The sequence below is a fragment of the Streptococcus sp. M334 genome (genome assembly GCF_000187745.1).
Classification (GTDB): Bacteria; Bacillota; Bacilli; order Lactobacillales; family Streptococcaceae; genus Streptococcus.
This window is the reverse complement of record NZ_GL732486.1, coordinates 862,152-876,782: the sequence shown is the minus strand read 5'-3', so window position 1 is coordinate 876,782 and position 14,631 is coordinate 862,152. Positions and strand designations below refer to the sequence as shown.

Sequence of the window (14,631 nt, the reverse complement as noted above, 5' to 3'; positions counted from 1 at the left end):
TCCAACACCAAGAGACGGCAAGATGGAGACAGCTTCGTAATACCGTTACAGGAGATGTCTTCGTTAAGAAGAACAATGCATGGGAACAAGCAGGTAACATCAAAGGTCCTAAAGGTGACAAGGGAGAAAATGGTCGTGATGGCTTCACACCAGAAGTAACAGTGACAGACAACCATGATGGTAGTCACACAATTACAGTTACGCAACCAGAAGGTCACCCAGCCCTTACAACAATCGTTAAAAACGGAGTAGACGGCCAAACACCAAAAGTCAAAGCTGTTCGTGATGAAGCTAAAAAACAAACTACTCTAACCTTCTACCTTGACAAAGATGGCGATGGTAATTATACAGAAGGCACAGATACTCTCGTTCAGACATCAATTGTCAAAGACGGTCAAGATGGAGCAGCTGGACAAGCAGGACGTGATGGTAAAGAAGTTCTAAATGGCAAAGTAGATCCAACACCAAGAGACGGAAAAGATGGAGACAGCTTCGTTAATACTGCCACAGGAGATGTCTTTGTTAAGAAGAACAATACTTGGGAACCAGCAGGCAACATCAAGGGTCCAAAAGGTGACAAGGGAGAAAATGGTCGTGATGGCTTCACACCAGAAGTAACAGTGACAGACAACCATGATGGAACACACACCATCACTATCACTCAACCAGAAGGTCGCCCAGCTGTCACAACAACAATTAAAAATGGAGTAGACGGCCAAACACCAAAAGTTAAAGCAGAACGTGATGAAGCCAAGAAACAAACTACTCTAACCTTCTACCTTGACAAAGATGGCGATGGTAACTATACAGAAGGAACAGACACTCTCGTTCAAACCTCTATCGTTAAAGACGGTCAAGACGGAGCAGCTGGACAAGCAGGACGTGATGGTAAAGAAGTATTAAACGGAAAAGTAGATCCAACACCAAGAGACGGAAAAGATGGAGACAGCTTCGTTAATACTGCCACAGGAGATGTCTTCGTTAAGAAGAATAATGCATGGGAACCAGCAGGCAACATCAAAGGTCCAAAAGGTGACAAGGGAGAAAATGGTCGTGATGGCTTCACACCAGAAGTAACAGTGACAGATAATCATGATGGCACACACACCATCACTATCACTCAACCAGAAGGACGTCCAGCTCTTACAACAATCGTTAAAAATGGAGAAAATGGCCAAACACCAAAAGTCAAAGCTGTTCGTGATGAAGCTAAAAAACAAACTACTCTAACCTTCTACCTTGACAAAGATGGCGATGGTAATTATACAGAAGGCACAGATACGCTCGTTCAAACATCCATCGTTAAAGACGGAGAGAAAGGTGAAGATGGGAAAACTCCTGAAGTAACTGTAACACCAGGAAAAGATGGACATAGTTCTGACATTACATTTACAGTTCCAGGAAAAACTCCGGTAACAGTAAATGTTAAAAATGGCGAAAATGGTCTAAATGGGAAAACTCCAAAAGTTGATCTACTACGTGTTGAGGGACAAAATGGTAACCCATCTCATACAATCGTTACATTCTACACTGATGAGAATGGCGATGGAAAATATACTGTGGGAACTGATGAACTTCTAGGTTCTGAAATGATTAAAGATGGAGCTAAAGGTGCTGATGGACGTGATGGTAAGTCATTGCTCACTGTTAAAGAAGGTAAAGAAACAAAAGTTTATCAAGAAGATCCAGCAAATCCAGGTCAACCATTAACTCCTGACAGACCTCTTGCAGTAATTAGAGATGGGGTAGACGGAAAATCACCAACTGTAACTGCTGCTCGTAAGGAAGAAGTTGATCATAAGGGAGTAGAGATTACTGTCGATAATCACGATGGTTCACAACCGACTACAGTATTTGTTCATGATGGAGCTAAAGGCGAAACTGGAGCGAATGGTCAAAATGGACAAACACCTACAGTTACAACTCAACGTGGAGCAGATGGACATAGTACAGTTGTAACCATTACAACACCAGGAAAAGAACCAGTAACATTTACAGTTAGAGATGGTCTAGATGGACATAATGGTAACAATGGACGAACTCCTAAAATTGATTTACAACCATATGTTAATGGAGAAGATTCCTTTAGAAGAGCTAGAAGAAGTGTAGGAAATAACCCGGATGAAGTATCAGGACATCCTAATTCTAGAGCAACATCTTCTGATAACGCAGATGGTACTCATGTTACAGTTTATTTTGATAATAATGGAAATAATCATTACGATCCGGGAGTAGATGAGTTAATCAGTGAACGTGATGTATTGAACGGAGTTAATGGAGAAAATGGTGCTAGTGGTAGAGACGGACGTAATGGATCTGAACTTTTAAGTGGAAATATTGCACCAACTCCAAAAGATGGAAAAAATGGAGATACTTATATTGATAGTTCAACAGGAAATGTCTATAAAAAACAAAACGGAGCATGGAATAAGACTGGCAATATAAGAGGACCACAAGGAGCAAAAGGAGACACACCAGAAGTTACAGCTAAACCAGGTGCAGATGGACATAGTACAGATATTACAATTACAACACCAGGAAAAGATCCTGTTACCGTAAATGTAAAAAATGGTAAAGATGGAAAATCTCTAATTGCTAAAAAAGAAGGTAATGAAACTAAAATTTTTGTAGAAGATCCAGCAAATCCAGGTCAACCATTAGATGCTACAAAACCACTTGCAACAGTTCTTGATGGACTAAAAGGTGAAAAAGGTGATAATGGAGCAGATGGTAAATCACCAGTTGTCACAATGACAGATAATGGAGATGGAACACATTCTATTACAGTACGAAATGGAGATGGCTCTGAATCAACTACTAAAGTTAAAGATGGTAAAGATGGGAAAACAGCTACTATCACCACAACTGAAAATCCAGATGGAAGCCATACAATTACTGTAACAAATCCAGATGGAACTTCTAAAGAAACAGTTGTTAAAAATGGTAAAGACGGTAAGACTCCTAAAGTTGAAGTAACTGATAACAACGATGGAACTCACACTGTTAAAGTCACAGATGGAGACGGCAATGTTACCAACGCTATTATCAAAGATGGTAAAGACGGCAAAGCTGCTTCAGCTACAACAAGAGAAAATCCAGATGGAAGTCACACAGTAACAATCACTAATCCAGACGGAACTAAGAATGAGTTTGTTGTTAAGAATGGGCGTGACGGTGTTGACGGACGTACTCCAACCGCATCTGTTCGTGATAATGGAGACGGAAGTCATACAATCGTTATTACAAATCCAGAAGGTGTGACAACTGAAACTACAGTACGTGATGGTAAATCACCAAAAGTAACAATAACTGACGAACAAAATGGAACTCATAAGATCTCAGTTCTAAATGGTGATGGAACAATTACTGAGACCATTATTAAAGATGGTAAATCACCAGTAGCCACTGTTACTGATAACCATGATGGTACTTACACTATTCGTGTAGAAAACGGTAATGGTACTGTTTCTGAAACCACAGTTCGTGATGGTAAATCACCAACTGCTAAGGTTGTGGATAACGGAGATGGAACTCACACTATCACAGTTGTGAACTCAGACGGTACAACTACAACAACTACAGTTCGTGATGGTAAAGAACCAAAACTTGAAGTGATTGATAACAACAATGGTTCACACACTATTAAGGTGACAGGAACTGATGGTAAAGAAACGACAACTACAATCTTTGATGGTAAATCACCAAAAGCGAATATCGTTGATAACGGAGACGGAACTCACACATTAACAATCGTAGATTCTGATGGTCGTGAGTACAAATCTATTATCAAAGATGGTAAAGACGGTAAAGATGGCATTTCACCAACTGTAACTGTTAAAAATAATAACGACGGAACTCACGTTGTTACAATCATTAATCCAGATGGAAGTAAGACAGAAATGGTGATTAAAGACGGTAAAGATGGTAAATCACCAAAAGTTTCTGTTGAAGATAATGGAAATGGTAGTCATACAATCACAATCATCAATTCTGACGGAACTGTGACAAAAACAGTTGTTAAAGATGGAAAAGATGGTCGCGACGGTAAAGACGGCAAAGATGGTAAATGTGGATGTCAAGACAAACCAGTTCCTCCAACACCTAATGTGCCAGAAAGACCAATGTTTGCAATGCCAGAGCCACCAGTACATGAATTACCAGAATACACAGGTGGGGTAACACCACTTGATCCTCCGGTTTATGACAAACCAGAATTCAATGGTGGAGTACCAGGAATGCCTGAGGTTACTGAAGTACCAGAATTGGCTATTCCAACAGTACCAGCACAACCAATACCAAATGTACCGACACCAGAAGTACCGGTCCAACCAGTACCAGCGGTTCCAGAACAACCAGTAGTACCAACACCGGCTCAACCAGCAACTCCAGTAAACGCTAACCCAGTAGTTCCAACTACAGTTAAAGAAAACCATGGGGACAAATTACCTGAAACTGGAAGCCAATCTGATTATATCTCTGTTCTTTTAGGTAGCGGTATTCTATTGAGCCTATATGTAGGACGAAGAAAAGAAGATTAATCAGCCAAAAGCAGTCACTAATTTCTCGAAAGAAGATGATAAGTGATAGATCTCGAATGAAAGAATATTCTTAGAATGATTTTCCTATGATGGAAAAGACTGCTAAAAACCTTGAGTGGTAAGGCTCAAGGTTTTTTAGATGGGTGATGTTTGTCTGAAAATCTTTTTTGAGTCTAAAAATGCCACCCTATTAGGTGGCGATAATTGATTTAGACTTCTTAGAATACTCTATTTTTTACTTAATCGCATTAAGCAAGTCTTCCGCTTGTTTTTCAAGTGAGTTTAGGACTGTTTCTTCAAGAACCAATTTTCCGTCTGCCCAAGCAGAGTCATTAACACGTGCAGCAGTAAAGTCACCAACGATTTGCGTCCGGATAAATGGCAAAAGGTCTTTGTAGATAGCGAAAAGTTGATCGTGGCCTGCATTGGCTACAGATGATACGGTGACAAACTTGTCTTGAAGAGCAGAAGCGCCACGTGTATCAGATAAGTCAAGGGCACGAGATAGCCAGTCAAGCAAGTTTTTCACTGTTCCAGGGATAGAAAAGTTGTAGACTGGAGAGAAGATCCAGATAGCATCCGCAGCGAGAACCGCTTCACGAGCAGCCGCTATAGCTGGATGAGTTGGAACTTCCAAATCTTGGCTGAAGAGAGGAACAGCTGAATAATCAAGATAGCTAACTTCCGCTTTACCAGCAAGTGCTTTCTCAGCTTCGAGAGCCATTTGGTGGTTGAAAGAACCTTGGCGTAGTGATCCGACGATAAATAATACTTTTTTAGACATGATTTGTCTCCTTTTCTTAAATTTCCGAGAACTCTCTAGTTGTTATAAAGTATATTACAACAAAACAAAATGACTTGCAAGAAATTTGCTCAAAGATAAGTAAAACTATAAAATTGTAGAATATCTAATCACTTGCGACTGGAATGCATTTGATTTTCGAAGAGTATTCTAATATTCTCTTGTATTATGATGACATAAGTGCTAAAATAAACAAGAAAACTCGCAATACAAACCGCAGAACAGCTATTTTCCGGTATCATTTCATAAATCATTAAAGGAACAATCATGGCATTGAAGAATGCTTCTAAAAAGGGGTGGAGATCATGTAAGGCAAAGATTAACAAGTGACGGACAAAAGAAATAATAATACACTTGTTAAGGAGAAAAGATGTTAATAAGAAATTATCGGAAAAATATTGGCCTGATGGCTGGAGTTGAGTTTTTTGCATTTCTAGGGATTACCAGTTTTTGGATTCTCTTTCTCAGTCAAAACGGAATGTCTCTTTGGCAGATTGGACTTCTGGAAAGTATTTTTCATACGACCAGTCTTCTCTGTGAAATTCCATCTGGAATGTTAGCTGATCGCTATTCCTATAAGACCAACCTTTATTTAAGTCGAATAGCAGGGATTCTGTCTTCCATTCTCATGTTGACTGGGCAGGGAAATTTTTGGATTTATGCACTAGCTATGGCGGTGAGTGCCTTGTCTTATAATTTTGATTCGGGAACAAGCGCAGCAATGGTTTATGATTCAGCCGTGGAAGCTGGACTCAAGAAGCGTTACTTATCTATTTCAAGTTTTATGTCAGGAGTAGCAGAAGGAACTCGGTCTTTGGGGACAGTGTTGGCGGGATTTTTTGTCCATGGTCAATTGTACCTGACCTACTATATCATGATTGCCACTTCTATCATAGTTCTTGTCTTGATTTGGATGCTGAAAGAACCTAGTGTCAAGCTAGAAAAAGCTGATAGTGTGACCATGAAACAGATTATTTGGACTGTTAAGGAAGAGTTGGAGCGAAATCCCATGCTGTTCAACTGGATGATTTTGTCTCAGATTGTTGGAACACTCATGTGCATGTTTTACTTTTACTATCAAAATCAGTTACCAGATTTAAGTGGTTGGCAAATTTCAGCAGTTATGCTACTTGGTAGTCTCTTGAATATCGTCGCAGTCTATTTAGCGAGTAAGATTGGAAAGAACTATGCTGCCTTGAAGCTTTTCCCTGTCCTCGTCCTGCTGACTGGAGTTACCTACCTGCTGTCCTATTTTGGAACACCTCTAATCTATATTTTGATTTATTTGATTAGTAATGCTCTATATGCTCTTTTTCAGCCGATTTTTGACAATGATTTGCAAGAGCGGCTTCCAAGTGAAGTAAGGGCAACCATGCTGAGTGTCTACTCTATGATGTTTAGCCTGAGTATGATTGTCTTCTTCCCACTGACAGGCTGGTTGATTGACCATTTAGGCTTTGTAGTAACATTTCTTTATCTAGGATTCTTTTTAGTTATGGTTGGCCTTCTACTGGCTATCTTTTTAGGAAAAATGGCTAAAAGAATGGATGATAAAATGATTCCATAAATCAAAAAAATTACGAAAACTTGAGTGCCAAAGCTCAAGTTTTTTAATACGTTGATTTCGCTTGTGTCTTTACTTTTCTTGCTCTGTTTTAAATAGGAAAACCCTGTTTTGTTTGAAGGGAGAAATAAAATGTGATTGTTCCTATATTCACTTGTAATAAAGCCCAATAGATGGTAAAATAGACGAGTGAAAAAAAGACAAAAAAAAGCAAAAAATAATCTACTGTGGCAGTATGGTCTAGGGATGACGATTTTGTTTGTGGTCATCAGTGCTTCCTTTCTGTATCTGGTTTCTCTCGGCATGAAACCCTATCAAACAGCTAAAAGTGAAGGAGAAAAATTAGCTCAGGAGTATGCAGGGTTAGAGCAGGCTAATCAGATTGATTTATACAATGGCTTGGAATCCTATTATAGCGTTCTTGGTCGTAATAAAAAACAAGAAGCACTTGCTGTCCTGATTGGAAAAGATGACCATAAGATTTACGTTTATCAGCTAAATCAAGGTGTTTCACAAGAAAAAGCAGAAGCTCTTTCTAAGGAAAAAGGAGCTGGCGAGATTGACAAGATTACCTTTGGCCGTTATCAAGACAAGCCAATCTGGGAAGTCAAGTCAGGCTCTGATTTTTATCTAGTAGATTTTGAAACAGGAGCATTGGTCAATAAGGAGGGCCTATGAAACTATCCAAGCGTGTTTTAGAAATGGAAGAAAGTGTCACTTTAGCTAGTGATGCGAGAGCAAAAAAATTAAAAGGTCAAGGTAAGGATGTCCTTTTCTTGACCTTGGGACAACCAGATTTTCACACCCCTGAAAATATTCAGGATGCAGCAGTTAAAGCTATTCGAGAAGGACAGGCTTCCTTCTATACAGTAGCTTCAGGTCTACCAGAATTAAAAGCTGCAGTGAATACCTACTTCGAGCGCTACTATGGCTATTCTGTCGCAAGTAATGAGGTTACCTTTGCTACAGGTGCCAAGTTTTCCCTCTATACCTTCTTTATGGCTGTAATTAATCCTTTAGATGAGGTTATTATTCCAACTCCATACTGGGTTAGTTATGGAGACCAGGTCAAGATGGCAGAAGGGATTCCAGTTTTTGTTCAAGCTAAAGAAGACAATGATTTTAAAGTTACGGTGGATCAACTAGAACTAGTTAGGACAGATAAGACAAAGGTTTTGGTTCTCAATTCACCATCTAATCCGACTGGTATGATTTATACTCGTGAAGAATTACTAGCTATCGGAAATTGGGCAGTTGAGCATGACATTCTGATTTTAGCTGATGATATATACGGTCGCCTTGTTTATAATGGAAATGAATTTGTTCCAATCTCAAGTCTATCAGAAGCCATTCGCAAGCAAACCATTGTTATCAACGGTGTATCTAAGGCCTATGCCATGACGGGTTGGCGGGTAGGTTATGCGGTAGGTGATCCTGAAATCATTGCAGCTATGAGTAAATTGACAGGTCAAACAACTTCTAACCTAACTGCTGTTTCACAATATGCAACCATCGAAGCCCTAACTGGACCGCAAGATTCTGTGGAAGTTATGCGTCAAGCATTTGAAGAACGTCTCAATACCATCTATCCACTCTTGTGTGAAGTCCCTGGTTTTGAAGTTGTCAAACCACAAGGAGCTTTCTATCTCTTTCCAAATGTCAAAAAAGCTATGGAGATGAAAGGTTATAGCGATGTAACAGCATTTACAACGGCTATTCTTGAAGAAGTTGGTCTAGCACTCATAACAGGAGCAGGATTTGGAGCGCCAGAAAATGTGCGCCTCAGCTATGCGACAGGCCTAGATACGCTTAAAGAAGCAGTTAATCGCTTGAAAGCATTTATGGAAAAATAAAAGAAAAAGAAAAGGGAAAATAATGACAAAACGTGTAACGATTATTGATGTAAAAGACTATGTTGGTCAAGAAGTGACGATTGGCGCTTGGGTTGCCAATAAGTCAGGAAAAGGGAAAATCGCCTTCTTGCAATTGCGTGATGGAACAGCCTTCTTCCAAGGTGTAGCCTTTAAACCAAACTTTGTAGAAAAATTTGGTGAAGAAGTAGGAGCTGAAAAGTTTGATGTCATCAAACGCTTGAGCCAAGAAACTTCTGTTTATGTGACAGGGATTGTCAAAGAAGACGAGCGTTCTAAGTTTGGCTATGAGTTGGATATCACAGACGTGGAAGTAATCGGTGAATCACAAGATTATCCAATTACACCAAAAGAACACGGAACAGACTTCTTGATGGACAACCGTCACTTGTGGCTCCGTTCTCGCAAGCAAGTGGCAGTTATGCAAATCCGTAATGCTATTATCTATGCAACTTATGAGTTTTTTGACAAGAACGGCTTCATGAAGTTTGATAGCCCAATTTTGTCAGGAAATGCTGCGGAAGATTCAACAGAACTCTTTGAAACTGACTACTTCGGAACGCCAGCCTACTTGAGTCAATCAGGTCAGCTTTACCTAGAAGCAGGTGCTATGGCTCTTGGTCGTGTCTTTGACTTTGGTCCAGTATTCCGTGCTGAAAAATCAAAAACGCGTCGTCACTTGACTGAGTTCTGGATGATGGACGCAGAGTACTCATACTTGACACATGATGAGTCGCTTGACTTGCAAGAAGCTTATGTAAAAGCTCTTCTTCAAGGTGTTCTTGACCGTGCGCCTCAAGCCTTGGAAACCTTGGAACGTGATACAGAGCTCTTGAAACGCTACATTGCAGAGCCATTCAAACGCATCACTTACGATCAAGCCATTGACCTCTTGCAAGAGCATGAAAATGATGAAGATGCTGATTACGAACATCTTGAGCATGGTGATGATTTTGGTTCACCGCATGAAACTTGGATCTCAAACCACTTTGGTGTGCCAACATTTGTCATGAACTATCCAGCAGCCATCAAGGCCTTCTACATGAAACCAGTTCCTGGAAATCCAGAGCGCGTGCTTTGTGCAGACTTGCTTGCTCCAGAAGGCTATGGAGAAATCATCGGTGGATCTATGCGTGAGGAAGACTACGATGCCCTTGTAGCTAAGATGGATGAACTTGGTATGGATCGTACAGAGTATGAATTCTACCTTGACCTTCGTAAATACGGTACAGTTCCACACGGAGGATTCGGTATCGGTATCGAACGTATGGTAACTTTTGCAGCAGGAACAAAACACATCCGTGAAGCTATTCCATTCCCACGTATGTTACACCGTATTAAACCGTAAGAACAGGAAAACGCCCATGTGGCGTTTTTTCGAATTCCAGAGTTTTTACTTGCGTAAAAAATTATTTTCTAGTATAATAGTTTATTGTGAGCGAACCTCACTTACCCCTTGCAAAGTCTTGGGGTCATTAGACCAAAAGGAGGAACATATCAATGGCTAAATACGAAATTCTTTATATCATTCGTCCAAACATTGAAGAAGAAGCTAAAAACGCTTTGGTAGCACGTTTTGACTCTATTTTGACTGACAACGGTGCAACTGTTGTTGAATCAAAATCTTGGGAAAAACGTCGTCTTGCATACGAAATCAAAGATTTCCGTGAAGGACTTTACCACATCGTTAACGTTGAAGCAAACGACGATGCAGCTCTTAAAGAGTTTGACCGTCTTTCAAAAATCAACGCTGACATTCTTCGTCACATGATCGTCAAAACTGACGCGTAAGAAGGTAAACTATGATTAACAATGTTGTACTTGTAGGGCGTATGACACGTGATGCTGAGTTGCGTTATACCCCATCAAATGTAGCAGTTGCGACTTTTACTCTTGCAGTAAACCGTACATTTAAGAGTCAAAATGGCGAACGTGAGGCTGATTTTATCAATGTCGTTATGTGGCGTCAACAGGCTGAAAATCTTGCTAACTGGGCTAAAAAAGGCTCGCTTATCGGGGTGACAGGTCGTATCCAGACTCGTAGTTACGATAACCAGCAAGGACAACGTGTCTACGTGACAGAGGTCGTGGCTGAGAATTTCCAAATGTTGGAAAGCCGTAGTGTGCGTGAGGGTCACACAGGTGGAGCTTACTCTGCACCAACTGCAAACTATTCAGCGCCTACAAATTCAGTACCAGACTTTTCACGTGATGAAAATCCATTTGGAGCAACAAATCCATTGGATATTTCAGATGATGATTTACCATTCTAATGGACAACTAAAATTATAAAGGAGAAAAAACATGGCTCAACAACGTCGTGGCGGATTCAAACGCCGTAAAAAAGTTGATTACATCGCAGCAAACAAAATTGAATATGTTGATTACAAAGATACTGAGCTTCTTAGCCGTTTCGTTTCAGAACGTGGGAAAATCCTTCCTCGTCGTGTAACAGGAACTTCAGCTAAAAACCAACGTAAAGTAACAACAGCTATCAAACGCGCTCGCGTAATGGCTTTGATGCCTTTCGTAAACGAAGATTAAAGAAAAGACCCGGTTGGGTCTTTTTTTCACGAGCCTTGAAATGAGAGAGCGAGTTTGGGTCCTGGTGGACCTCTTTTTCATGAGCCTTGAAATGAGAGGGCTAGTTGGGTCCAGTGGACCTCTTTTTCATGAGCTTGAAAACAAGAAAGCGAATTAATACTCTTCGAAAATCTCTTCAAACCACGTCAGCGTCGCCTTGCCATACTCCAGTACAGCCTGCGGCTTGCTTCCTAGTTTGCTCTTTGATTTTCATTGACTATAAGACCCTGACGGATTACTTTTTCATAAACATTTTTTCTTCTCATCAAAGAACTTACAATAAACCTGTAAACTTTTTGAAAATAGGGGATTTAGCTACTTTATGGTATAATGGAAAGAGTTAGATTGAAAGAGGTAGTGAGATGGATGCGAAATTAAGATACAAGGCAAAGAAGATTAAGATTGTCTTTTTTGATATTGATGATACATTGCGAAATTCTAAGACCGGTTTTATTCCGTCTTCAATCCCAACTGTTTTTAAGCAATTACGTGAGAAAGGAATTTTGACAGGTATTGCTTCTGGACGAGGGATTTTTGGTGTCGTGCCAGAGATTCGTGAACTCAAGCCTGATTTTTTTGTGACCTTAAATGGGGCCTATATCGAAGATAAAAAAGGTCAGGTCATTTATCAGCATCAGATTGAGAAATCAGATGTTGAGGAGTATATCTATTGGGCCAAGCAAGAGGGAATTGAGTATGGTTTGGTTGGGAGTCATGATGCCAAGTTGTCGACTCGTACCGATATGATTAGTGAAGCTATCAATCCAATTTATCCCGATTTAGATGTGGATCCCGATTTCCATGAGAAAGAAGACATCTATCAGATGTGGACTTTTGAAGATAAAGGAGATGACTTGCACTTGCCTGGCAGTCTCGCTGATAAACTTCGCATGGTTCGTTGGCATCAACATTCGTCTGATATTGTGCCGATTTCAGGTTCTAAAGCAAGGGGTGTGGAAAAGGTTGTGGAACACCTTGGCTTGAAACCAGAGAACGTCATGGTCTTTGGAGATGGCCTCAACGACCTGGAACTCTTTGACTATGCTGGAATCAGTGTTGCCATGGGAATTTCTCATGGTAACATCAAAGAAAAAGCAGATTATATTACAAAAACATTAGAAGAAGATGGCATTTTTGATGCCTTAGAAGGATTTGGTATGGTAGAAAAAGAATTGCATTTCCCACAAGTAGACATTGAAACAGTAGAAGGTCCTATCGCTACTGTTAAGACCAATCACGGAGACTTGCGGATCAAGCTTTTCCCTGAACATGCTCCTAAAACAGTGGCTAACTTTGTAGCTCTTTCAAAAGATGGTTACTATGATGGTGTCATTTTCCACCGTATTATCAAGGACTTTATGATTCAAGGTGGAGACCCAACTGGAACTGGTATGGGTGGCGAGTCAATCTACGGCGAATCATTTGAGGATGAATTTTCAGAAGAACTTTACAATATCCGTGGTGCCCTTTCTATGGCCAATGCTGGTCCAAATACCAACGGCAGCCAGTTCTTTATCGTCCAAAACCAACACCTGCCTTATTCTAAGAAAGAAATTGCTCGTGGTGGTTGGCCAGAACCAATCGCGGAAATCTATGCCAACCAAGGTGGAACTCCTCACCTAGACCGCCGTCACACTGTATTTGGTCAGTTAGCTGATGATGCTTCTTACGCTGTCTTGGACGCCATTGCTTCTGTTGAGACAGGGGCTATGGACAAGCCAGTTGAAGATGTCGTGATTGAAACTATTGAAATTGAGGACTAAGATGAAAATCGGTGATAAGCTAAAGGGGCGTATTACAGGGATTCAGCCCTATGGTGCCTTTGTTGAACTAGAGACGGGTGATACGGGGCTGATTCACATTTCAGAGATTCGAACAGGATTTATTGAAAATATTCATGAAGCCTTGAAAGTTGATGAAGAGGTTCAAGTTCAAGTAGTGGATTTAGATGAATTTACAGGGAAAGCCAGCCTTTCTATCCGCACTTTGGAGGAAGAAAAGCACCAGTTTCCGAGACGGAGACGCTTTTCAAGCGACCGTTTTAACTACGGCTTTGCTCCTCTCAAACGAATGATGCCAATTTGGACCAAGGAAGCCCTTCAACATTTGAAAAATCAGAAGCACTAGTTAGAAATTTCTATCTTTTGTAATGTTAATATAAATTTGCTATAATAGGACTATGGAAGAAGAACAATTATTAAAATCAGGAGAGCGTATTAACCAGCTCTTTTCGACAGATATTAAAATCATTCAAAATAGAGAGGTTTTTAGCTATTCGGTGGATAGTGTTCTCTTGTCACGTTTTCCACGTTTTCCTAAAAAGGGCATGATAGTGGATTTTTGCGCTGGAAATGGAGCAGTGGGGCTATTTGCTAGCACTCGGACTCATGCACAGATTTTGGCTGTTGAGATTCAGGAGCGTTTGGCAGATATGGCTGAGCGTTCTGTCCGTTTGAATGGTTTGGAAGAGCAGATGGAGGTCATCTGTGATGATTTGAAAAATATGCCTGCTTACATCCAGGGAAGTAAGGTGGATATGATTTTGTGTAATCCGCCCTATTTCAAGGTGGATCCTCATTCAAACTTGAACGAGAGCGAGCATTATCTCTTGGCGCGCCATGAAATCACGACCAATTTGCAGGAAATCTGTCGTAGTGCTCAGAGTATTCTCAAATCCAATGGGCGTTTGGCTATGGTTCATCGTCCTGATCGTCTTCTGGATATTTTGGATACCTTACAACGGCATAATCTAGCCCCTAAGCGCCTGCAGTTTGTTTATCCAAAAAGAGAAAAGGAAGCCAATATGCTTTTGATTGAGGCTATCAAGGATGGCTCGACAAGTGGCTTTAAGGTCTTGCCACCTCTCATTGTCCACAATGATGATGGCTCTTATACGCCTGAACTTGAAGAGATTTATTATGGATCATAAGGCTTATATGTACGTGCTGGAGTGTCGTGACGGATCCTACTATACAGGCTATACGACTGATGTGAAGAGACGCCTCGCTGTCCACAATAGTGGGAAGGGAGCCAAATATACACGAGCACGCTTGCCAGTCAAACTTATCTATGCTCAAGGTTTTGCCAGTAAGGAAGAAGCCATGTCGGCTGAAGCCCTTCTCAAGCTTAAGAAGAGGCCACAGAAGGAAAGATTTTTATCTGAAAATCAAGATAGAAATTTACTCATACTCAATGAAAATCAAAGAGCAAACTAGGAAGCTAGCCGTAGGTTGCTCAAAGCACTGCTTTGAGGTTGTAGATAAGACTGACGAA

Annotated in this window: 13 protein-coding genes; 12 read left to right on the top strand and 1 reads right to left on the bottom strand. The window is 40.6% G+C overall.

Annotated features, from left to right (window positions below):
* Positions 1 to 4,538: SIALI-17 repeat-containing surface protein (locus HMPREF0851_RS08710; RefSeq protein ID WP_000300970.1), on the top strand; the 4,538-nt coding region annotated here is incomplete at its 5' end.
* A gap of 235 nt (positions 4,539 to 4,773) precedes the next feature.
* Here the strand turns inward: HMPREF0851_RS08710 and HMPREF0851_RS08705 are convergent.
* On the bottom strand, positions 4,774 to 5,322 hold the full coding sequence (locus HMPREF0851_RS08705) for an NADPH-dependent FMN reductase (protein WP_000039626.1): 549 nt from the start codon (positions 5,320 to 5,322) through the stop codon (positions 4,774 to 4,776).
* Between the two features lie 388 nt (positions 5,323 to 5,710).
* On the opposite strand from HMPREF0851_RS08705, the gene HMPREF0851_RS08700 reads away from it, so the two are divergent.
* From HMPREF0851_RS08700 to HMPREF0851_RS08650, 11 genes are all read left to right on the top strand, one after another.
* Positions 5,711 to 6,907 carry an MFS transporter gene (locus tag HMPREF0851_RS08700; protein ID WP_000908495.1) on the top strand — a complete coding sequence of 399 codons (1,197 nt, stop codon included), beginning with the start codon at positions 5,711 to 5,713 and terminating at the stop codon, positions 6,905 to 6,907.
* A 186-nt stretch (positions 6,908 to 7,093) separates the two neighbouring features.
* Positions 7,094 to 7,582, top strand: coding sequence for a DUF5590 domain-containing protein (locus HMPREF0851_RS08695; protein WP_000747179.1), 489 nt, complete (start codon positions 7,094 to 7,096; stop codon positions 7,580 to 7,582).
* A complete protein-coding gene (locus HMPREF0851_RS08690; protein ID WP_000777458.1) occupies positions 7,579 to 8,757 on the top strand; it encodes a pyridoxal phosphate-dependent aminotransferase in 1,179 nt (392 codons plus the stop codon). The genes HMPREF0851_RS08695 and HMPREF0851_RS08690 overlap by 4 nt, the downstream gene beginning before the upstream one ends.
* A 22-nt stretch (positions 8,758 to 8,779) precedes the next feature.
* Entirely contained in the window at positions 8,780 to 10,123 is a 1,344-nt protein-coding gene (asnS, locus tag HMPREF0851_RS08685; RefSeq protein ID WP_000167140.1) for an asparagine--tRNA ligase, read from the top strand.
* A 152-nt stretch (positions 10,124 to 10,275) separates the two neighbouring features.
* Complete coding sequence (gene rpsF / locus HMPREF0851_RS08680) at positions 10,276 to 10,566, top strand: 30S ribosomal protein S6 (protein WP_001151778.1); 291 nt, start codon at positions 10,276 to 10,278, stop codon at positions 10,564 to 10,566.
* A gap of 11 nt (positions 10,567 to 10,577) precedes the next feature.
* A complete protein-coding gene (gene ssbA, locus HMPREF0851_RS08675) occupies positions 10,578 to 11,048 on the top strand; it encodes a single-stranded DNA-binding protein SsbA (RefSeq protein ID WP_000609606.1) in 471 nt (156 codons plus the stop codon).
* 31 nt (positions 11,049 to 11,079) lie between these two features.
* Positions 11,080 to 11,319, top strand: coding sequence for a 30S ribosomal protein S18 (rpsR, locus tag HMPREF0851_RS08670; RefSeq protein ID WP_000068664.1), 240 nt, complete (start codon positions 11,080 to 11,082; stop codon positions 11,317 to 11,319).
* A gap of 401 nt (positions 11,320 to 11,720) precedes the next feature.
* On the top strand, positions 11,721 to 13,121 hold the full coding sequence (locus HMPREF0851_RS08665; protein WP_000339012.1) for a bifunctional Cof-type HAD-IIB family hydrolase/peptidylprolyl isomerase: 1,401 nt from the start codon (positions 11,721 to 11,723) through the stop codon (positions 13,119 to 13,121).
* Between the two features lies 1 nt (position 13,122).
* Positions 13,123 to 13,485: a S1 RNA-binding domain-containing protein gene (locus tag HMPREF0851_RS08660; RefSeq protein ID WP_000689591.1), complete on the top strand. Its 363-nt coding sequence runs from the start codon at positions 13,123 to 13,125 to the stop codon at positions 13,483 to 13,485.
* A 52-nt stretch (positions 13,486 to 13,537) separates the two neighbouring features.
* Complete coding sequence (locus tag HMPREF0851_RS08655; protein WP_000390787.1) at positions 13,538 to 14,287, top strand: tRNA1(Val) (adenine(37)-N6)-methyltransferase; 750 nt, start codon at positions 13,538 to 13,540, stop codon at positions 14,285 to 14,287.
* A complete protein-coding gene (locus tag HMPREF0851_RS08650) occupies positions 14,277 to 14,573 on the top strand; it encodes a GIY-YIG nuclease family protein (RefSeq protein ID WP_000349605.1) in 297 nt (98 codons plus the stop codon). The genes HMPREF0851_RS08655 and HMPREF0851_RS08650 overlap by 11 nt, the downstream gene beginning before the upstream one ends.
* Positions 14,574 to 14,631 lie beyond the last annotated feature (58 nt).

What these genes read in the sequence shown, in the direction of transcription:
- HMPREF0851_RS08705 (WP_000039626.1), bottom strand. Translation starts at nt 5,322, where the DNA reads ATGTCTAAAAAAGTATTATTTATCGTCGGATCACTACGCCAAGGTTCT.
- HMPREF0851_RS08700 (WP_000908495.1), top strand. Translation starts at nt 5,711, where the DNA reads ATGTTAATAAGAAATTATCGGAAAAATATTGGCCTGATGGCTGGAGTT.
- HMPREF0851_RS08690 (WP_000777458.1), top strand. Translation starts at nt 7,579, where the DNA reads ATGAAACTATCCAAGCGTGTTTTAGAAATGGAAGAAAGTGTCACTTTA.
- asnS (WP_000167140.1), top strand. Translation starts at nt 8,780, where the DNA reads ATGACAAAACGTGTAACGATTATTGATGTAAAAGACTATGTTGGTCAA.
- rpsF (WP_001151778.1), top strand. Translation starts at nt 10,276, where the DNA reads ATGGCTAAATACGAAATTCTTTATATCATTCGTCCAAACATTGAAGAA.
- ssbA (WP_000609606.1), top strand. Translation starts at nt 10,578, where the DNA reads ATGATTAACAATGTTGTACTTGTAGGGCGTATGACACGTGATGCTGAG.
- rpsR (WP_000068664.1), top strand. Translation starts at nt 11,080, where the DNA reads ATGGCTCAACAACGTCGTGGCGGATTCAAACGCCGTAAAAAAGTTGAT.
- HMPREF0851_RS08665 (WP_000339012.1), top strand. Translation starts at nt 11,721, where the DNA reads ATGGATGCGAAATTAAGATACAAGGCAAAGAAGATTAAGATTGTCTTT.
- HMPREF0851_RS08660 (WP_000689591.1), top strand. Translation starts at nt 13,123, where the DNA reads ATGAAAATCGGTGATAAGCTAAAGGGGCGTATTACAGGGATTCAGCCC.
- HMPREF0851_RS08655 (WP_000390787.1), top strand. Translation starts at nt 13,538, where the DNA reads ATGGAAGAAGAACAATTATTAAAATCAGGAGAGCGTATTAACCAGCTC.
- HMPREF0851_RS08650 (WP_000349605.1), top strand. Translation starts at nt 14,277, where the DNA reads ATGGATCATAAGGCTTATATGTACGTGCTGGAGTGTCGTGACGGATCC.